Annotated in this window: 16 protein-coding genes; 14 read left to right on the top strand and 2 right to left on the bottom strand. The window is 41.0% G+C overall.

Annotation, left to right across the window (positions count from 1 at the left end):
* Positions 1-161 precede the first annotated feature (161 nt).
* The 3 genes from A8F95_RS06805 to A8F95_RS06795 are packed head-to-tail and all read left to right on the top strand — an operon-like array spanning position 162 to position 2530.
* Positions 162-1037: an ABC transporter ATP-binding protein gene (locus A8F95_RS06805; protein ID WP_065409862.1), complete on the top strand. Its 876-nt coding sequence runs from the start codon at positions 162-164 to the stop codon at positions 1035-1037.
* A 14-nt stretch (positions 1038-1051) separates the two neighbouring features.
* The gene (locus tag A8F95_RS06800; protein ID WP_065409861.1) at positions 1052-1849 is read left to right on the top strand and encodes an ABC transporter permease subunit; all 798 of its coding nucleotides are present in this window, start codon (positions 1052-1054) and stop codon (positions 1847-1849) included.
* Between the two features lie 18 nt (positions 1850-1867).
* On the top strand, positions 1868-2530 hold the full coding sequence (locus A8F95_RS06795; protein WP_245671167.1) for a TetR/AcrR family transcriptional regulator: 663 nt from the start codon (positions 1868-1870) through the stop codon (positions 2528-2530).
* A gap of 209 nt (positions 2531-2739) precedes the next feature.
* On the opposite strand, the gene mprF is transcribed toward A8F95_RS06795, so the two are convergent.
* Positions 2740-5277 carry a bifunctional lysylphosphatidylglycerol flippase/synthetase MprF gene (mprF, locus tag A8F95_RS06790; RefSeq protein ID WP_065409859.1) on the bottom strand — a complete coding sequence of 846 codons (2538 nt, stop codon included), beginning with the start codon at positions 5275-5277 and terminating at the stop codon, positions 2740-2742.
* Positions 5278-5738: 461 nt separating this feature from the next.
* Here mprF and A8F95_RS06785 point away from each other — a divergent pair, with 461 nt between their 5' ends.
* The 9 genes from A8F95_RS06785 to A8F95_RS06745 all read left to right on the top strand — a co-directional run bounded on the left by A8F95_RS06785 (position 5739) and on the right by A8F95_RS06745 (position 15564).
* Complete coding sequence (locus A8F95_RS06785) at positions 5739-6485, top strand: DUF2087 domain-containing protein (protein ID WP_065409858.1); 747 nt, start codon at positions 5739-5741, stop codon at positions 6483-6485.
* Between the two features lie 21 nt (positions 6486-6506).
* Entirely contained in the window at positions 6507-6863 is a 357-nt protein-coding gene (locus A8F95_RS06780) for a GIY-YIG nuclease family protein (RefSeq protein WP_049664608.1), read from the top strand.
* A gap of 473 nt (positions 6864-7336) precedes the next feature.
* Positions 7337-8566 (top strand): ABC transporter substrate-binding protein, encoded by a 1230-nt coding sequence (locus A8F95_RS06775; protein WP_049664605.1) that lies wholly within the window; start codon positions 7337-7339, stop codon positions 8564-8566.
* Between the two features lie 23 nt (positions 8567-8589).
* Complete coding sequence (locus tag A8F95_RS06770) at positions 8590-9462, top strand: branched-chain amino acid ABC transporter permease (protein WP_065409857.1); 873 nt, start codon at positions 8590-8592, stop codon at positions 9460-9462.
* Positions 9459-10430 carry a branched-chain amino acid ABC transporter permease gene (locus tag A8F95_RS06765; protein WP_065409856.1) on the top strand — a complete coding sequence of 324 codons (972 nt, stop codon included), beginning with the start codon at positions 9459-9461 and terminating at the stop codon, positions 10428-10430. Before A8F95_RS06770 ends, A8F95_RS06765 begins: the two co-directional genes overlap by 4 nt.
* A gap of 19 nt (positions 10431-10449) precedes the next feature.
* Positions 10450-11220: an ABC transporter ATP-binding protein gene (locus A8F95_RS06760; RefSeq protein WP_065409855.1), complete on the top strand. Its 771-nt coding sequence runs from the start codon at positions 10450-10452 to the stop codon at positions 11218-11220.
* The gene (locus A8F95_RS06755) at positions 11214-11906 is read left to right on the top strand and encodes an ABC transporter ATP-binding protein (RefSeq protein ID WP_065409854.1); all 693 of its coding nucleotides are present in this window, start codon (positions 11214-11216) and stop codon (positions 11904-11906) included. The genes A8F95_RS06760 and A8F95_RS06755 overlap by 7 nt, the downstream gene beginning before the upstream one ends.
* Before the next feature lie 242 nt (positions 11907-12148).
* Positions 12149-13660: a 4-hydroxyphenylacetate 3-hydroxylase family protein gene (locus A8F95_RS06750; RefSeq protein WP_065409853.1), complete on the top strand. Its 1512-nt coding sequence runs from the start codon at positions 12149-12151 to the stop codon at positions 13658-13660.
* A 20-nt stretch (positions 13661-13680) separates the two neighbouring features.
* Positions 13681-15564 (top strand): XylR N-terminal domain-containing protein, encoded by a 1884-nt coding sequence (locus A8F95_RS06745; protein WP_065409852.1) that lies wholly within the window; start codon positions 13681-13683, stop codon positions 15562-15564.
* Between the two features lie 118 nt (positions 15565-15682).
* Here A8F95_RS06745 and A8F95_RS06740 read toward each other — a convergent pair whose 3' ends face one another.
* On the bottom strand, positions 15683-16288 hold the full coding sequence (locus A8F95_RS06740; RefSeq protein ID WP_065409851.1) for a DedA family protein: 606 nt from the start codon (positions 16286-16288) through the stop codon (positions 15683-15685).
* A 502-nt stretch (positions 16289-16790) separates the two neighbouring features.
* Here A8F95_RS06740 and A8F95_RS06735 point away from each other — a divergent pair.
* Positions 16791-17990 carry an ABC transporter substrate-binding protein gene (locus tag A8F95_RS06735; protein ID WP_425414976.1) on the top strand — a complete coding sequence of 400 codons (1200 nt, stop codon included), beginning with the start codon at positions 16791-16793 and terminating at the stop codon, positions 17988-17990.
* Between the two features lie 116 nt (positions 17991-18106).
* Entirely contained in the window at positions 18107-18982 is an 876-nt protein-coding gene (locus A8F95_RS06730; protein ID WP_049664583.1) for a branched-chain amino acid ABC transporter permease, read from the top strand.
* Positions 18983-18991: the final 9 nt, after the last annotated feature.

Raw genomic sequence — 18991 nt, 5'->3', positions numbered from 1 at the left:
GTATTTGTGAACTTTTGGTGTGTCAATCGAATAAAAAAGTTACATTTCACAAACAAAGTAGTAAAAATCTAAAAAATAAATTGACTCGCCAGTCGAAAAGCTGTACGATCAGATTGACTCATCAGTCAATTAAGAGGCATGAATGAAAAGGGGGAGAGAAAGTGGCGATTGTGGAGCTTCATCAATTAACAAAATCGTATAAGACTAACCGGGGGATTGAGGATATTTCCTTTTCAATTGAGGAAGGAGAAATCTTCGGCTTCATTGGCCCAAATGGTGCAGGGAAAAGCACGACCATCCGTACGCTGCTGAATTTTATCTATCCGACGAGCGGCAGTGCCGCGATTTTCGGCAAAGACATTGTGAGGCAGTCAAAGGGAATCAGACAACACATTGGCTACTTGCCTTCTGAAGTTCATTACTATGACGATATGAAAGTAATCGATTTGTTGACGTACTCAGGCCGTTTTCATAAAAATTTCAAGGAAGAAAGGATGAAAGGATTAGCTGCCAGTCTTGAACTGGATTTAAGCCGAAAGATTGAAGATTTGTCTTTTGGCAACCGCAAAAAGGTGGGAATCGTCCAGGCGCTGTTACATGAACCCCGGCTTATCATTTTAGATGAACCGACGAGTGGGCTTGATCCGCTTATGCAGCATCACTTTTTTGATTTGCTTCATGAGGAACAAAAGCGGGGAGCAACGATTTTCTTTTCGTCCCATGTTTTAAGTGAAGTGCAGCGAATGTGTGACCGTGTAGCGATCATAAAAGAAGGCAGGCTTCTAAAGGTAGAGTCTATTGAGAGTTTAACGAAAAACAAAGTGAAAAATGTAACGCTTCTCTTTGGAAGCACAGCGCCGCTTTCTATCGAACTAGAAGGCATTGTGAGCCAGGAAGCTAAGAATCAAGAAATAAAGCTGCTGTATAGCGGAGACATTCAGGCGCTTCTTGAAAAATTGAGCGCTCTGCCAGTGCAGGACGTTTTGATAGAGGAGCCATCGTTGGAAGAAGTCTTTATGCATTACTATGAGAGCTAAAGGGGAGAGCAGGCATGATTTTTCAAAGAGAGTGGAAACGCGGTTCTAAGTCTTTAATCATATGGAGTTTGATTTTAGCCGGTTTAATTATTTGGCTGCTCAGCATATTTCCTCAGTTTGCGAAGCAGCAGGAAGGATTAGAGAAGCTGTTTCAGGCGTATCCTGATTCCATGAAGGAAATGTTCAAAATGAATGAACTAAATCTTGGAACCTTGATGGGGTTTTACGGGCTGGAAGTATATATGATGATCACGCTGCTCGGCAGCATTTACGCGGCAATCTTTGCTTCCAACATGCTGGCGAAAGAGGAAAATGAAAAAACCGTTGAGTTTTTGCTCTCTAAGCCCGTCACAAGAAGTGAGGTCGTCGGACAAAAGATGGCGGTTGTTATTCTGAATGTTCTCATCTTAAATGGAGTGGCTGCCATCGCAAGTATAGCTGGCTTTCAGTTTGCAGAAGATCATAAGGTGCCTTATGGAACCTTTATGTCTCTTGTGGCTGGAGCTGTGCTGCTGCATTTGACCTTCGCTGCGCTTTCTTTCCTGTTGTCGGCCTGTATGAAGAAAACGAGAAATACGCTTGCTGTTTCTATCGGGATCGTTGTAGTGGCGTATCTCTTAAATACGATATCAGGACTGTCAGAAAGCTTGGATGCCTTAAAATATGTGAGCCCGTTTTATTATGCGGACGCAGTGACGATTATCCAGCATCACCAGTTAGCGCCTTGGCATATTACGGTTATGGCCGCTGTCATTCTGCTAAGTCTATTAGGAGCATTTATCGTATATAAAAAGAAAGATCTTTCCGCTTAAAAAGAAAGTTTGAGGTGTTTGGCATTGTATGAAGCGTTTGAAAAGCAGCCCCAGGCAAAAAAAGATTTGATTTTGCAAGTGGCTATCGAAGAGTTTGTGAAGAATGGCTATGAAAAAACATCCACTGATATCATTACTAGCCGGGCAGGTATTTCTAAAGGGATTCTGTTTCATTATTTTAAAAGCAAAAAAAACCTATATGTATATCTCGCATCCCACGTGATAGAGTTGATAACGAAAAAAACGATAGAGTCGCTTGATGATGTCCGATCTGATGATTTCTTTGAACGGATTAAAGAAGCTGTCTGGTTAAAGCAAGAAGTGACAGCCCCTTACAAACAAGAGATGCAGTTTATTACGGATGTTCTGCTGCACCCGCCGAAAACGGTTAAACTAGAGGTTGAGGACTTATTGAGAAGAAAGCACGAAGCATACGGAATTGCTTTTATGCAAAGCCGTTTGTACCCGAAAGAATTGATCGATGAGAGCAGGCTGCGATCAGGAGTGACTAAGGAAAGGGTCATCCAAATGACAGCCTTTATCGTAGAACAACTTTCAGCAAAATACCAGACGCTCCAAAAAAACAAGCAATATAACTTTTTTGAGGACCCGAAACCGCTAATGAGTGAGCTCGATGCTTATCTCGATATTATTAAGCATGGTGTATATAAGTCGGAATAATGAAAGGGACTGGCAAGCGCCAGTCCTTAAGATTGTAGACAAAGTCTACTTTGTATACCATTAGGCTGATTGCAAGCGTTTGTCTTTCAAGGCGCGAAACCTGGCGAGGAGCGGAGTGACCATTAGGGTCATGAACACCGCAGACAGGCGAGCAACGAAGAAAGCGAGCGCTTGGCAACAGCCTAAGGGACTGGCAGTCGCCAGTCCCTTTATTGTGCTTTTCTTTTCTTGCTAATTAAAAAAGTAATTTGCGCCATCGTAAAAGGCAAAGAAGACTTTTTGCGATAGGCCAGATATTTAGCTTCCCACAAATCGGTGTATTTTTCTTTAAATCTTTTCAAGCCTTGAAATTGATAAAAGATTTGGCCATGCAAAAAGATTTGGGCAGCGATTTTTTCACTCAAAAAAGAGAAGCGTGAAGTACCAACGTTCGAAAGCGGAGCCATTCCTAAATGGAAGAAGCGATAGCCTTGCTCTTTCGACCATTCAAACAAGGAAAGAAAGATAAAATCCATCGTGCCGGCAGGAGCATCTGGCCTAAACCTCATTAAGTCTATCGAAATGGTTTTTCCCTTGTCGTATACCGGCATCATGCTTGCGAAGCCCATAATATGATTGTCAGCCGTTTTAACAACCGCTATTTTCGATTTATTGAGATAGTCTTCATCAAAGAAGCCGAGAGAAAATCCTTTTTCTTCTCTTCCTTGCAGCCATTGATGCGAGATGTTGTTCAGTTCATTGATTACTTCTTTCGAAAAAGGGGGATCGATCATCTCGAACCGGTACTGCTCCCGTTCGAATTTGTTTTTTATCGCTCTTTCTCCCTTCATTTTTTTCCCCGACAACGTGAAGCTTTCTAAATCTACAGCTGCTTCTTCGCCTAGTTTAAAAAAGTCGTAGCCATATTCATGAAGGGAAGGGAGCATATCATCCGTTACTTCATAGAAGGCGAGCGTGTAGCCATAAAGATCTGCGGCGCTCATAAATTCCTCAATTGCCCGTGGAAATTCGGTTTTCTTTCCGATGGGATTCCCCAGAATCACTAGCTTATCAGCGTATTTCTGATAAGAGAACAAGACTGTTTTTTCTTCATTCCAATATACATATTTATCATGTAAAAAAATTAAATGGGCTAGTACATTTCCTTTATGTTGATCTAGATGATGTAAAATTTCTTCCTCTTGGGCTGCGGATGTTTCCGGTATCCACTGTTTTGGTTTACGAATGAGATAACCGATCGCCAAAATAAAAAAGGCAATAAGCAAACCGATCGCCGCACTAAAAAATAAATCGGTGTAATTGGTAATAATATAAGGGGCCAATGCCTTTGGGACGTTAAGCTTTGCTGATGGCAGGTTCCAGTAGCCAATCAATAGATACATGGAAGTAATCACAAAAAATAGAGTCAGATCGAATAGCGCCTTTCCCCAAGTCAATACGTAACTTTCTCTGTAAAAGCGGTTCTGGGAAGCTTTGAGAAGAAGGGCAACCGCTAACATAAAAATAGCTTCCTCATAATCAATGCCCTTGAATAATGAAAATAGCGCGGCAAATCCCAATACGATCATCGTCAGCTGATAGGTCCGCTTGACGTTATAGTTAATCCCTCGTGATAGACCGAGTAACATAAAGCCCGCAGCAACGGAAAGCTGGTGGGAAAGATTCATAATTGGAAAAGATAAAAATTCATGAGCAATTTTAATCCTTTCTAAAATCCCCGGGACGGCTGCTGATAAAAGTAAGATAAGTCCGGATATAAAGACGAGAATAGTTAGCAGCACGTGGCTAATATTTTGAATGACAGCATTCGGCAAATTGTCCCATGATTGATTCCACTTCTTCCAGTACTCCTTAACAAATAAAGCAGCTGCCAGTAAAAACGGCAGTAAAAAATAGCCTGCCCGGTAAAAGATCAGCATAACGAGAACTTTTTCATCTAGTATGTTTAAATTTTGGGTTCCCCAAATAAAAACCAAATCAAACGAACCGAGCCCTCCTGGAATCATACTAGCTATTCCCGCACAAGATGCCACGATAAAGACCGGAACGAGTTCATGGAAGGACAAAGGGATATGAAGCATAGCACTTAACAGCCAAATCACTGAAAAAGCAGCTGCCCACTCTAGTAACGAGACAAGCAAAAGAGCGCTGGCAGACCGAAAATGGATGAGCGACTCTTTCCCTTTTCTATTCTGATAAAAGTAAGCAAAAGTAAAAAGCGGCAAGTAGAGCCCAACGGCTAACACGGCTAAAAACAACCACTTTGTCTCAACAATGAGTGGGAAGTCCCGGTAGGCAGCCGGTATAACCCAGGAGAATAAAGAAATCCCTGTAAGGTAAAAAAGAGAAACAGACGTAATAGCCGTCAAAAGTCTCCGTTTGTCTGTACCGTATTTATTATAAAAATAAGTTCTGAGCATAACGCCTACAAGACCGCCAAAACCAATTAAATTTGAAAATGAGTTTGTGATGAAAGATTGCTTGATCAGCTTTTTTGTTTCAATTTTAATATTCAGTATTTTGACTAAAATCGCGTCGTAGAAAAACATCGGAAAAATGCCACAAAAAGGTATAAACAAAATAAGGGTCATTTCTACGTAGTTTAAGTGTTTAATTTCAGAACGAATCAAGTTGATATTTAGTCCATTCACAAATTGTTTAATTTCGATTGCAGCCAATATAAATAGAACGATCGGAAAGAAAACTTTTATAAATTGAAAGAATTTTTCTTTATTAAAATGCAGCATGAGTTACACCTATTTTCTGCTGATTATAGTAAAACTTCAGAGAGAGACTTCATTCCTTATTCTAGCCATAACTCTGTGCCTTCAAACTGATTCCCTAAAAAGACAAGCTTCAAGGCATAACAGTTACATTTTACATATAGAGATAGAAATCTACAATGACATGTCGAAAAAAGAATTAGAAACAAAGGATGTTAATCTAAATCAAATGGCCCGCACATAGATTGAACATGATACAGCTAATAGATCATTAAATTAGCAGATTTGGCGAGTAAATCTTATTTTTAAATCAGTAATCAATCAATCCGTCTCGAGTATACGGCAAACTGGGGGCGGATTTATTTTTGGCTCGATTAAAGAAAAGGGGCTTTTTCGATAGTTGACGGAAACGATTATTTAATTAATAATAAATGTTATAATAATTTGTTTATTAAATAATAAACAAAATGAAAGGTTGTTTATTGATGAGCGGAATGGAACGGTTTTGGCAGGCTTCATTAGAAGAATTAAAGCGTGGCTATGTTCACGAAGAAGGGCATAGTGTGTGCTTGCTCTGTGGAGAGCGATTCGAAAAAGGCATGATCTATCCGCATGAAGGGAGATTTTATGAAGCAGAGCGTTATATGCAGCTTCATATTGAAGAAGTTCATCAATCTGTATTCGCTTACCTTATTAGCCTTGATAAAAAAATGACCGGTTTAACGGAACACCAGAATAAATTGCTGCAGCTATTTTATCAAGGGAAGAGTGATGCAGACATTCAGAAAGAAATGGAGATTGGCAGTGCATCGACGATTCGCAATCATCGCTTTACGTTAAAGGAAAAAGAAAGACAGGCAAAAGTCTTTTTAACGCTTATGGAATTATTAAAAGACAAAGACCAGCATGCCCCGGCTTTTGTAGCAGTACCACCGACAGCAGCTATGTTAGATGATCGTTATAATGTGACAGAAGAAGAAAAGGAAGCCGTATTAAATAAGTACTTTCGAGACGGCTCGCTGCAAACCTTTTCTCTCAAAGAAAAACAAAAGCTGATCGTCCTAAGAGAAATCGCTAAGCAATTTCAGCCTGGCAACTACTATAGTGAGAAGGAAGTAAACGAACGGCTCCAAGCTATTTACGGGGATTATGTGTTACTTAGACGCTATTTAATTGAATATGGCTTTTTAGACAGACGGGCAGATGGCAGCGAATATTGGCTGAAAAAATAAAATACAGAGGGAGCATATAGAATGGATCGAAAAAAAGAGCTGAAGCAGCAATACAAAGAAACAAAAATCGAAGCGGGCATTTATCAAATTAAGAACACGAAAAATGGAAAGGTGTTTATCGGAAGCACAAGAAATTTAAAGACACTCAATGGGAAACGGTTCGAACTGAATATGGGGAGCAATACAAATAAAGAGCTGCAAAGGGAGTGGAAAGAGTTCGGTGACACCGCCTTTGAGTTCGAAGTGCTGGAAATTTTAAAAAAGAAAGAAACAGGTTACTTTGATGAAAAGAAAGAACTCGAGAAGCTTGAAGAGAAGTGGCTTGAGAAAGTAAAGCCTTATGGCGAGCGGGGATATAATCGGGAAAAGGCAAAGTGATAGCAAAGCTGAGTGGGAAAGTTCGTTATTCAAATTTTTAGGCTGTCGGCAAAGTAGCCGGCCGTGTTTTATAGTGATTACTCTATCCATAGGTGATGTCTGCACTTTGAGATGATAGCCAGTTACATGGCTATCATTTTTTTATTGTGTAAAGGAAGTGTAAAAATTACAATCGTAAAAAAAACATATCGAAAATAGTGTTGTTATTTTATTAAACACAACATAAATTTTAAAAAGAAAAAGCTATATAACCTTAATGAAAAGAATGTTTTTCTGATTTAGTGATTATTAATCATAAGATCGATAGCCTGTATTAAAAAAGAGGAATTTCATTATCGTTTTTTAACGAGTGTTAAAAAAGTGTTGAAAAAAACTGTTTTCATATATATTATAATATTCAGATAAATAGGGAGGAGGATCATAGTCGGATAGCAATCTATTTTTACCAAAAATTCACTAAGGGGTGAGTGGGTATGAAGAAGAAATGGACTATGCTTATTAGTATCATTGTCGTATTTACTATGCTGGCAGCTTGTGGAGAGAGCGCAATTAATTCTAGCAGTGAAGCAGAGGCTGACAACAATTCTAAAAAGAAATCAGGAGGCGGCGGTGAAACCATTAAAGTTGGAGCCATCCTTCCTTTCTCTGGTGTGTATGCTTCACTTGGAAAAGACTTATCAGATGGGATGAAATTGTATTTCGAAAGTGTTAATTGGGAAGCAGAAGGAAAGAAGATTGAGTTGATTGAGGAAGATACAGAAGCGGATCCACAAGTTTCACTCCGGCGTGTACGTAAGCTGATGGATCAAGACAATATTGATATTTTAACAGGAGCAGTCAGTACTGCAGTCGCTTATGCTATACGCAATGACGTTGATTCAAACAAATTGCCATACCTCGTTTCCCATGCGGGCGGCAATGATTTAACGAGAAGTAAGCGCAGTGACTATATATGGCGGTCCTCTTTCTCATCTTGGCAAATTGGACATTCTATGGGTGAGTGGGCTTATAAAAATGTTGGTAAAAAAATGTACGTTGCGGCAGCTGATTATGCATTTGGACGCGAAGTTTCAGCAGCGTTTAAAGAAGCGTATACAGCAGCCGGCGGAGAGATTGTCGGTGAAGTGTACCCGCCTTTAGGAAATAACGACTATGCTTCTTATTTAACCTCTATGCGTGGAGTAAAAGCAGACGGTGTATACGCCTTTTTTGCTGGAAGTGATGCTGTGCGCTTTGTTCAGCAATATGAACAATATGGGTTAAAAGATAAATTTCCGCTTGTTGGTTCCGGTTGGTTAGTGGCTGAAGATTTACGACAAACTATCGACCCGGCAGCAGCAGGAACGTTCGCGTCTACGTTCTGGGATTATAATTTGAATACGAAAGAGAATAAAGAATTTGTAAAGGCGTACGAAAAAGCTTATAACCGCCGTCCAACAATTGAATCTTTAGAGGGATACGATGCGGCAAGAATTATTTCGGAAGCGGTTACAAAACTGGGTGGAGATGTTTCTGATCCTGAAAAAGTAATCGAAGCGATATCTAACGTATCTTTCACAAGCCCGCGAGGCCCGATTGAATTCGATAAAGATACACATCACGTCATCCAAAATATGTATATTACCGAAACGAAGCTCGTCGATGGAAAAACGGAAAACGAAGTGATCCACACGATTGAAACGGTTAAAGATCCAGGTAAATAACATACACAGGAGGGAGACTTATCGTGGATATTCTCGGAGCGCAGTTAGTAAACGGTCTATCGTACGGTTTACTGCTGTTTATGATTACGTGTGGGCTTTCTCTTATTTTTGGGATTTTAGGTGTGCTTAATCTTGCACACGGCTCACTTTATATGTTTGGTGCCTATATTGCCTACTCATTGACGGCGACATACACACAAAGCTTTTGGCTTGCGTTAGTTGTGGCCCCAATTATAGTGGCCCTGATTGCTTTGGCGGTGGAGCGTATTTTGCTCCGCCCCACCTATCATTTGGGACACTTGTCACAAGTATTATTAACTTTTGGATTGGCGTATGTTTTTCATGATCTAGCCTCCTCAGTGTGGGGGTCAAATGTCCTGTCAGTAGCTGTTCCTTCCTCTCTTGCCGGCACAGCAACCATCTTCGGCCAGGCTTTTCCGGTGTATCGGTTAGCAGTTATCTTCATTGGTCTTATCATTGCTGTTTTATTATGGGCGATTCAAGAGAAAACAAAATGGGGAGCGATTATTCGGGCAGGGTTGAGTGACAAAGAAATGATCGGCGGATTGGGGATCAATATTAAGCTCGTGTTCACAGTGGTTTTCGTGATCGGCGGAATTTTAGCTGGACTTGGGGGGGTAGTGGCGGCGCCTGTACTCGGGATTTACCCAAGCATGGAGTTTGAAACATTGATTCTTGCTTTAGTCGTTCTAGTCATTGGCGGGTTAGGGACGATTGGCGGCACACTCGCAGCGAGCCTGCTTGTCGGATTGGTTGAGACGTTCAGCCGGTTTCTGCTTCCTGAGCTCAGCATGTTCCTAGTATTTGGCCTCATGGCGGTCATCCTTGTTTTTAAGCCGAATGGACTGTTAGGAAAGCAGGTGGCGCACTCATGAAAAACACATATGTTAAATTTCTCATTTCCTTCCTTGCTTTAGCATCCACTCCGTTTATTTTATCGCTTTTTCACTTAAACTTACTATCTGAAATTCTCATCTTAGCTATCTTTGCTTTAAGTTTAAATGTTCTAGTTGGTTTTACAGGGCTTGTTTCTTTAGGCCATGCTGCTTTTTTTGGTGTTGGTGCCTATACAGCAGCGCTCGTCGCTCAACACTTCTCTGCTAATTTACTTGCTACGTTAGGGATTGCCGCTTTCGTGTCACTGCTCTTTGCGGCTATTATTGGCGCATTTTGTATGAAAGTAAATGGCTTTTATTTTTTGATGCTTACATTGGCATTCTCGCAAATGATCTATTCCTTCATCCATCAGTCTACAAACTTAACGGGCGGGTCGAATGGATTATCAGGTATACCAAAGCCGGAAATTGGCGCATTTAGTTTTGCAAATCCTGTTCTTGTTTTTTACCTTGTACTTGTCATATTCATGATCTCATATGCAGTGCTTAGGATAACTGTAAAGTCACCTTACGGACAAGTACTGATTGGTATTCGTGAAAATGAAACCCGGGTAAAGTCAATGGGCTACAACACAAGCCTTTATAAGTACTCGGCCTTCATTATTGCGGGTGTATTTGGCGGGGTCGCCGGTACGCTATATACGTATTTTAATGGGTTTATTGCGCCATCAGATGTGTATTGGACGATGTCTGGTACAGTGCTGATCATGGTATTAGTTGGCGGATCGGGAACCATGCTCGGCCCTGTTCTCGGTTCAGCTCTGATCGTCATATTAGAAACGATTGTCAGCTCTTACACGAGTCTATGGATGCTGATTCTAGGGGCAGTATTAATTGCCTTTGTTGTCTTTTTTCCAAAAGGAATGGTTGGAATCGGACAAAGCCTATATAGGCGTTTCACGAATAAACCATCTGTTGTGAACGAGAAGAAATCGCGGGCAGCCTAGTGAAAGTTGAGGTGAGAGGATGCGGACAGATCATATTTTAACCATTAGCAGAGTAGGTAAAAGCTTTGGAGGATTGCATATTTTAAAGGATATTTCTCTTGAAGTAAAAAAGGGGGAGCGTATCGGTATTATCGGACCCAATGGGGCTGGGAAAACGACGTTCTTTAATTTGCTAACGGGTGACCTGGAACCGTCCGTCGGAGAAATCTATCATGACGGCCATAATATAACGAAACAGCCAAATTATAAGCGGGCCCGAAATGGAATTGTCCGTACATTCCAGAAAAATAATTTATTAAACGAGCTTACTGTACTAGAAAATTTATTGCTCGTCTTACAAAGAAAACAAGGGTTTGGCAAAGTGTGGTATCAGTTGCGCAACATAAAGAAATATCCCCGCTTATATGAGGAAGCGGATGAATTGCTTAAAAAATGGGGATTGTTTTATCAGCGGAATGCCGTCATTAAAAATTTGTCATACGGGGAACAGCGTCAAATTGAAATTTTGTTAGGTGTAGCGATGGAGCCTTCCATTTTGTTGCTGGATGAACCAACGGCTGGAATGTCTCAATCAGAAACAGACTATATTGTGAATTTGCTCTACAAGCTTCCAAGGGACTTAACATTAATGATCATCGAGCATGATCTTGACATCGTATTCGGTTTAGCGGACCGCATGGTTGTATTGTATGACGGTGGAGTGCTGGCTGAAGGAGAGCCGGAAAAGGTGAGGGCGGATGAGAGGGTGAATAAAATTTATATCGGAAGCGGGGATGAATTAGTATGTTAGATGTTCAAAACATCCATACGTATTATGGGGAAAGTCATGTTTTGCACGGAGTATCTTTACACGTGAAAAAAGGATCTGTATCCGTCCTGCTTGGCCGAAATGGCATGGGAAAAACAACGACTCTCCATTCCATTATTGGGTTTGTCCCACCTAAAAAAGGTACGATCGCGTTGAGCGGGAAGGAAATACAACGAAAGCCGAGCCATGAAATATCAAAGGCGGGAATCGGATTAGTTCCACAGGGAAGGCGGATTTTTCCTAACCTAACGGTGAAAGAAAATTTATTGACTACACATAGACCAGTTAAAGGCGGCTGGACGATTGGGAAAGTCTATGAAATGTTTCCAAGATTGAAAGAGCGGCAGACTTCAATGGGAGGGAATTTGAGCGGCGGAGAACAGCAAATGTTATCGATTGGCCGGGCATTAATGACAAATCCAGAAATCCTGTTGCTAGATGAGCCGTCAGAAGGGCTTTCTCCCCTAATGGTAAGAGAAGTGATCAAGATTATCAAACAGCTAAAAGAAGAGGGGCTGTCTATGCTGTTAGTTGAACAAAATTTAGCCATGGCTGCTGACTTAGCTGACTATGTCTACATTTTAAATAAGGGAACCGTAATATTTGAAGGTCCCGCTGAGGAATTTGATCATAATGTAAGAAATCAATTTTTATCGTTAAGCTCTTGATTTATAAAAAGGAAGCTGGCACTGAAAGGGGATAAGAAGGAACCCTTCAAGGCCAGCTTCTTTGACATTCTTATCGGTACGGATGTTAGGCTGCTGATCAGCTTTTTATTGCTCTAAGAAATTAAGCAAAAAATGTTTAACAATCAATGTTTTTTAGTTAGTTTTTGTTGTAGGAAAATGATCGGCTATTTATTATCATAAAAGAAACAGAAAGAATTTTCTGATAACGAGGAGGTTTTATTATGATGAATGGCCAAGAGTATATAGAGAGCTTGCGAGATGGGCGTGTTGTTTACTTAAATGGAGAAAAAATCGAGGATGTCACGACACATCCTGCCTATCAAAATTCTGTGCGATCAATGGCAAGATTATATGATGCTCTTCACCAACCAGAGACAGCACCAATTTTAACATCGAAAACAGAAGAGGGGCATGTCACACAAAAGTTTTTTAAACCTTCTACAAGTGCTCAGGAACTCCTAGAGGCTCGGGATGCCATCGCTGAGTGGTCCAAGTTAAGCTATGGTTTCATGGGCAGAACACCTGATTACAAAGCAGCTTTTTCTGCTCACTTAAAACCATACGCCAATTTTTATCAAGGGTTTGAAGATAATGCACGTCGATGGTATGAGAAAACAACGAAAGAAGTGCCGTTTTGCAATCATACGATTATTAATCCGCAAATGGATCGTTCCAAGCCGCTTCACGAAAATAAAGATGTGTTTGTCCGTGTCATAGAAGAACGAGATAACGGGATTATTGTAAGCGGTGCCAAAATGGTAGGGACATCTGCGGCGATTACGAACTATAACTTTGTGGCGAATTATTCACCTGTTGACCTGGCGGAGGATGATTTGGATCACGCCTTAATTTTCTTTATCGACATGAATGCACCGGGATTGAAAATCATTAGCCGGCAATCGTATGAGCTGATGGCAGCAAAGTCAGGAACTCCTTTTGACTATCCGCTCTCGAGCCGTTTTGACGAAAATGATGCGGTGATCGTGCTGGATCGGGTATTGGTGCCATGGGAAAACGTATTAGCTTACCGCAATATTGAAATTGCGAACGGCTTTCGCGGAAAAACTGGTTGGATGAATCGCTATACATTCCACGGATGTACCCGTTTTGCGGTGAAGCTGGACTTCATGGCAGGTTTATTAATTAAAGCGACCGAAGCCTCTGGCACGAAGGGATTTAGAGGGGTTCAAGCGAATATTGGTCAAGTGCTCGCCTGGAGAAATATGTTTTGGGCGCTTTCGACAGCGATGGCAACAGATCCAGAAAAGGGAGAGAATGGCGTAGTCCTGCCGAATGGGCAGTCGGCTGCAGCCTATCGGGTGCTGGCCCCGATGGTATGGCCAAGGGTAAAAGAAATCTTTGAAACAGTAGTAGCTGGTGGATTAATACAACTTCCCTCTAGCGCGAAAGACTTCGAGAATCCAGAGCTCCGCCAGTATCTCGACCAATATTATAAAGGATCAGGGATTGATGCGTTAGAACGGGTAAAGCTGATGAAATTGATTTGGGATGCCCTCGGCACAGAGTTTGGCGGCCGCAACGAATTGTACGAACTCAATTACGCTGGCAACCATGAAAATATTCGGTTAGAGACACTTAGAAATGCAGAGCTGTCAGGTCAAACGGCAAAATATAAAGCCTTTGTTGATCAAGCAATGAGTGAATACGATCTTTCTGGCTGGACGACTGACACGTGGGTTAACGCGCACAAGAGACCGGTTGTTACAGAATAATAGTAAGCAGGTGATGATGCATGAGTAATCAGATCTTTTCGGAGACTTCTCTCCATTTGTCAGAACGAGAGGGTGTTATACAGTTGGATGATGAAAGAATCGTATTGACATCTGCAGCTGTTTTCGGCACGCTTCGTAAAGATCTTGCAGAAAATATCGGGACTGAACGAATGAAAGGTTTCCTCATTCGTTACGGCTGGAATCTTGGGGTAAACGATGCAAAACGGGCGCTGAAGAAAGATTTTTCTTCTATACAAGAAGTCTTAAAACAAGGCTCCATCTTCCATGCATTAAAAGGCTACACAAAAGCAAAGACAACGAAGTTTCAAATTCACCTTCGACCTAATGAACAGGTCAAGGATGTCCACGTAGAAGGAACGTGGTTCAGCTCCTATGAAGCTGAAGAGAATATCCGTCAGTTTGGGAGGGAAAAGCTGCCTGTTTGCCATACGCTGATCGGGTATGCAAGCGGGTACTATTCAACGGTTTGTGGCCACACTATTATTTTTAAAGAAGTAGCCTGCCAAGGAATGGGGGACCCGGTATGCCGTTATATCGGAAAATCCCTTCATCGCTGGCAGGGGGAAGTGGATGAGGAATTACATTACTACGAAAATAAAACGATTGTAAAAGAATTGGAAGTTACGTATAATCTGTTGCTTGAAGAACGCAATAACTTAGAAAAGACGGCGATGATTCATGAAAGGCTGACAGAAGAAATTATCAACGGAAAAGATTTGCAATCGATCGCAGCAGCAGTATATGAAACAACAGGATGCCCTCTCGTTATTGAAAATCCTCAATTTGAGAAGCTTGCTTGTGCCGGTTTAACAGATGAGGAATACGAGAAAATTGAGGCGGACTTTAAGGAGATTCTGCAGCACAGTGAGGCTGAAGGGAAGATTAAAAAGACGAAGAAACTGACAGCTGGACAGCATCAACGCCTGGTTACACCTATTAGACTGCAAAAAAAGGTATTTGGTTATTGTTCATTTATTTATGAAAGCAGCATCAGTGAATTTCCTAAAGTTGATTCCATGATTTTAGAGAGGGCAGCTGCCGTCTGCTCTCTCTATCTATTAAATGAAAAGACGAGTTTTGAAGCGATGGAGAGAATGAAAGGTTATTTTCTTGAGCAAGTATTGAACGGTTATTTCTCGTCGAAACAAGAGATTCTAAAACGGGGCCGTTATATGAACATGGATTTAAACTTGCCTTTTCGAATAATAGTATTAACCCATCAGAGCAAGCAAAACGACATGGCCAACGAATTATTTTTTTATGAACAATTAACGGAAACCATCCTGCATTATTTTAAACACCAAAAGCTCCAGCTTATAACCGGTCAGCGCGGAGGGGATATTATTCTGCTCGTTCAAATGGACGCTTCAACAGCAGAGGATAAGCTGCAAGAATTGTGCAGCCGGCTCATTGATCATCTGAACGGTTCGTATCCAGCTTGCTTATTCCGAATAGGCGTCAGCACAAAGGGCCGGCAAATCGAGCAGGCAGCTACTTTTTACAAGGAAGCTGCCATGTCCTTAAAGATCGGTGCTTATAAAGAGCCTATTACCTTTTTTGAGGAGCTTGGCGTAACAGGAATCTTATTAAGTTCACAAGATACAGAGGCTATCAAGCAAAAAGCCTGCTACTTGTTAGGTCCACTTTTTGAAAGTGAGGGAGCTAAAAAGAACGAGCTGATGAAAACACTGTATATCTTTCTAATGAATGGCGGCAATCTTGAGAAAACGATGCAAGATCTAGCTCTCTCCATGAGCGGCTTACGATACAGGGTGGAAAAAATAGAGTCCTTGCTTGGTAAAGATTTACGCGATCCGCAAGTAAGCTATGAATTGCTGTTAACATTAAAGGCATTGATTGTCGCTGGAGAAATTACCATCTAGGATTCTTTCAAAGAGGACACTCTAAAGTTGTAGAGAAATTCTATTTTATATACCATCAGGCTGATTGAAAGCGAACGTTTGTCAACAGCCTGGGAGTGTCTCAAAGAGGGCACTTTTTTTATTTTCTTTTTTTCCATAGAAACATAAAGATTGAAAAAGTTAACATGGAGCCGATCAATGAATAAATAATAGTAGAGTACATGTCCATAAAAAGAACAATTTGCTCCCAAGACTCTCCAAACATCGCTCCAGCCGAGACAAGAAGAAGGTTCCAAATAAATGTGCCAATCCCCGTAAAAAGCAGAAAAAGCGAAAACCTCATTCGTGCCATGCCGGCTGGAATCGAAATAAGACTGCGGACAAGCGGGATAACCCGACAGACGAGAACCGTCCAGTAGCCATAATCATTAAACCAACGATCAGCCTTGTAAATGTCCTTCTTATTCAGCCGCAGAATATGCCCCCAGCGGTCAATCACCTTCTCAAGCCTTTCCACGTCAAGCAAGTTGCCGACTTTATATAAAATAATGGCTCCACTCAGAGATCCTCCCGTTGCGGCCAATACAACCCCTGTTACTGTCAAAGAAGAGAAGGTCGTCATCGTTCCTCCGAAAGTCAAGATGACCTCTGAAGGAATCGGTGGAAAAATGTTTTCAAAGGCAATTAAAAGAAAAACCCCAACATAACCGTACTGCTCCATCATCTCGATCATCCAGTTTTGCATATAAACACCCACTCCAATAGAATTTTTTGCTAATGTTTTACTATGATATGAGAGAGCGGGTTAGGAAAGTCTGCTTTAGAAGATTAATTTCATCTTAGGACGACAGAAAAGCATTAAAAATGAATAATGTTTTAGTAAAGCAAAGGATAGTATAAAAAAATAAAATAACAAGTGGAAAATAGCTAGTTTTATTATGTGGTGAATGCTCATAAAATAGATTACTGGAAGTAAGAAGATTACTTTTGGATTATGGAGGAATGCCTATGGGTTTTTAAGGAATTTCACTAGGACAATAGCGTTACATGAAAAAAGAAAAATCTTATATTAGTAAACATTCAGAAATATATCAATTAAAAGAAAATTAGGTATAGACTAAATAATAAGTTTGAATTAAAATACTATTGTGTAATACTAAATATTTGATTTTTTCTAATAATCATAGTGTAGCTGGTTTACATGCTTAGGCTCTCATTTGTTAGAAAAATCAGAAAATAGGGGGATTATGATGCGAAAGATATTTAAAAAGAAGCTTCCACACATGCTTTTGTCTGCGACTTTGGTAGCGGGCATACTGTCTGGATGTGCAGGCGGCAGCGAATCAGGTAATGGCGGTTCCGGAGATGGAGACGTCATAAAAATCGGAGCTAACCTGGAATTGTCAGGTCCAGTAGCTTCTTATGGACAATCCATCGGCAAGGGGGTAGACCTTGCAGTTGAAGAAATCAATAAAGATGGCGGGATTGACGGTAAAAAGATCGAAGTCGTTAAAATAGATAACAAATCCGACGCAGCTGAGGCAACGAACGCGGCTATCAAGTTGACAAGCCAAGAAAAAGTGACAGCTATCATCGGAGCGGCTACAAGCGGTAACTCCGTGGCACAGGTTCAGATAGCTGATGATAACAAAACGGTTCTTCTTACTCCTTCTGGAACAAGCCCGAACGTAACTGTGGGAACGAATAATAAAGTAAATGAGTTTATTTTCCGTACATGCTTTATTGACCCGTTCCAAGGCACAGTGGCAGCCAACTTTGCAGCTAAAGAATTAAAAGTGAAAAATGCGGCCATTTTTGCAGATAGCGCCAGTGATTACGCAAAAGGACTAGCAGCTTCCTTTAAAGAAACATTTGAAAAAGCAGGCGGAAAAGTTGTTGCACAAGAAGCATATGTAGCGAAGGATACAGATTTCCGTTCTACCTTAACACGTATTAAAGCAGCAAATCCGGAGTTTGTTTTCATTCCTGGATACTATGAAGAAGTAGGCTTGATCATCAAGCAAGCACGTGAAATGGGAATCACTGCACCATTCATGGGCGGCGATGGCTGGGATTCACCGAAACTTGTAGAATTAGCGGGTGCGGATGCCTTAAACAATACGTTTATCACAAACCATTACTCTTCTGAAGATCCAGATGAAAAGATCCAAAAATTTGTAGCAGCATTTAAAGCGAAAAATAAAGATCAAGCACCAGATGCCTTTAATGCTCTTGGCTATGACTCTGTTTACTTGTTAGCTGATGCAATTAAGCGTGCAGGAAGCACTGACTCTACAAAAATTAAAGATGCTTTAGCAGAAACAAACAATCTAGCACTTGTTTCAGGTAACTTTACGATTGATGAAAACCACAATCCTATTAAGAGCGCAACTGTTTTAGAATACAAAGGCGGAAAGCAAGTCTTTAAAACAAAAATCAATCCTTAATATGAACAATTGTCCATCATGCTAGTATGTGAGAAATGGGAGGAGCATCCTCCCATTTCGGTTTTTTCATCGGCAAAAATAATAGGGTGAAAAAAGTTTTAAGAGGAGTGAAAATCATGGAATGGATACAGCAGCTGGTTAATGGCATATCACTCGGCAGTATCTATGCATTAATAGCCCTTGGCTATACGATGGTTTACGGGATCATTAAGTTGATCAACTTTGCCCATGGAGAAGTCTTCATGATTGGGGCATTTATCGGATTTTATGCCATTGGAGGCTGGGGATTAAGCTTTGTTCCAGCACTTTTATTGGCAATGGCAGTTTGTGCGATCATTGGAGTCGTCATTGAGCGGGTGGCCTATAAGCGGCTCCGTAATGCGACGAGAATTGCTGCTTTAATTACAGCGATCGGGGTATCGCTTTTTATTCAATATGGGGTCATTTATATTCGAGGAGCCCAGCCGGAAGCTTATCCAAACGTATTGCCAAGCAAAACATTTGAGATTTTTGGCGTCAATATCAGCAGCCAGTCTTTATTAATTCTTTCTGTTTCTATTATTCTTATGATTATCTTACAATTCATCGTTCATCGTACGAAAATGGGTAAAGCAATGCGGGCGGTTTCTTTCGATGCGGAAGCAGCTCGTTTAATGGGGATCAATGTAGATAGAACGATTTCTTTTACATTTGCAATTGGATCTGCATTAGCGGGGGCAGCAGGAGTTATTTTTGGAACTTACTACACAAAGATTGACCCATTGATGGGAGTTATTCCCGGCTTAAAAGCTTTCGTTGCTGCCGTATTAGGCGGGATTGGCATTATTCCAGGAGCGATGGTTGGTGGTCTCGTACTGGGAGTAGTCGAAACGGTGGTTAGTGCTTTCGGTTATTCTTTATGGAGAGACGCTGCAGCCTTTATCATTTTGATATTAATTCTTATTTTCAAACCGTCTGGCCTCTTTGGCAAAAATACTAGAGAGAAAGTGTAGGTGGGACAG

This window comes from Pseudobacillus wudalianchiensis, from assembly GCF_001685015.1.
GTDB classification, from domain to species: Bacteria; Bacillota; Bacilli; order Bacillales; family Domibacillaceae; genus Pseudobacillus; species Pseudobacillus wudalianchiensis.
Note: the sequence above shows the minus strand (reverse complement) of the source record. Positions and strands in the feature narration are given on the sequence as shown.

Excerpts from the sequence above, each read along its gene's own strand:
- A8F95_RS06800 (WP_065409861.1), top strand. The coding sequence starts at position 1,052 with ATGATTTTTCAAAGAGAGTGGAAACGCGGTTCTAAGTCTTTAATCATA.
- mprF (WP_065409859.1), bottom strand. The coding sequence starts at position 5,277 with ATGCTGCATTTTAATAAAGAAAAATTCTTTCAATTTATAAAAGTTTTC.
- A8F95_RS06785 (WP_065409858.1), top strand. The coding sequence starts at position 5,739 with ATGAGCGGAATGGAACGGTTTTGGCAGGCTTCATTAGAAGAATTAAAG.
- A8F95_RS06780 (WP_049664608.1), top strand. The coding sequence starts at position 6,507 with ATGGATCGAAAAAAAGAGCTGAAGCAGCAATACAAAGAAACAAAAATC.
- A8F95_RS06775 (WP_049664605.1), top strand. The coding sequence starts at position 7,337 with ATGAAGAAGAAATGGACTATGCTTATTAGTATCATTGTCGTATTTACT.
- A8F95_RS06765 (WP_065409856.1), top strand. The coding sequence starts at position 9,459 with ATGAAAAACACATATGTTAAATTTCTCATTTCCTTCCTTGCTTTAGCA.
- A8F95_RS06760 (WP_065409855.1), top strand. The coding sequence starts at position 10,450 with ATGCGGACAGATCATATTTTAACCATTAGCAGAGTAGGTAAAAGCTTT.
- A8F95_RS06755 (WP_065409854.1), top strand. The coding sequence starts at position 11,214 with ATGTTAGATGTTCAAAACATCCATACGTATTATGGGGAAAGTCATGTT.
- A8F95_RS06750 (WP_065409853.1), top strand. The coding sequence starts at position 12,149 with ATGATGAATGGCCAAGAGTATATAGAGAGCTTGCGAGATGGGCGTGTT.
- A8F95_RS06745 (WP_065409852.1), top strand. The coding sequence starts at position 13,681 with ATGAGTAATCAGATCTTTTCGGAGACTTCTCTCCATTTGTCAGAACGA.
- A8F95_RS06740 (WP_065409851.1), bottom strand. The coding sequence starts at position 16,288 with ATGCAAAACTGGATGATCGAGATGATGGAGCAGTACGGTTATGTTGGG.
- A8F95_RS06735 (WP_425414976.1), top strand. The coding sequence starts at position 16,791 with ATGATGCGAAAGATATTTAAAAAGAAGCTTCCACACATGCTTTTGTCT.
- A8F95_RS06730 (WP_049664583.1), top strand. The coding sequence starts at position 18,107 with ATGGAATGGATACAGCAGCTGGTTAATGGCATATCACTCGGCAGTATC.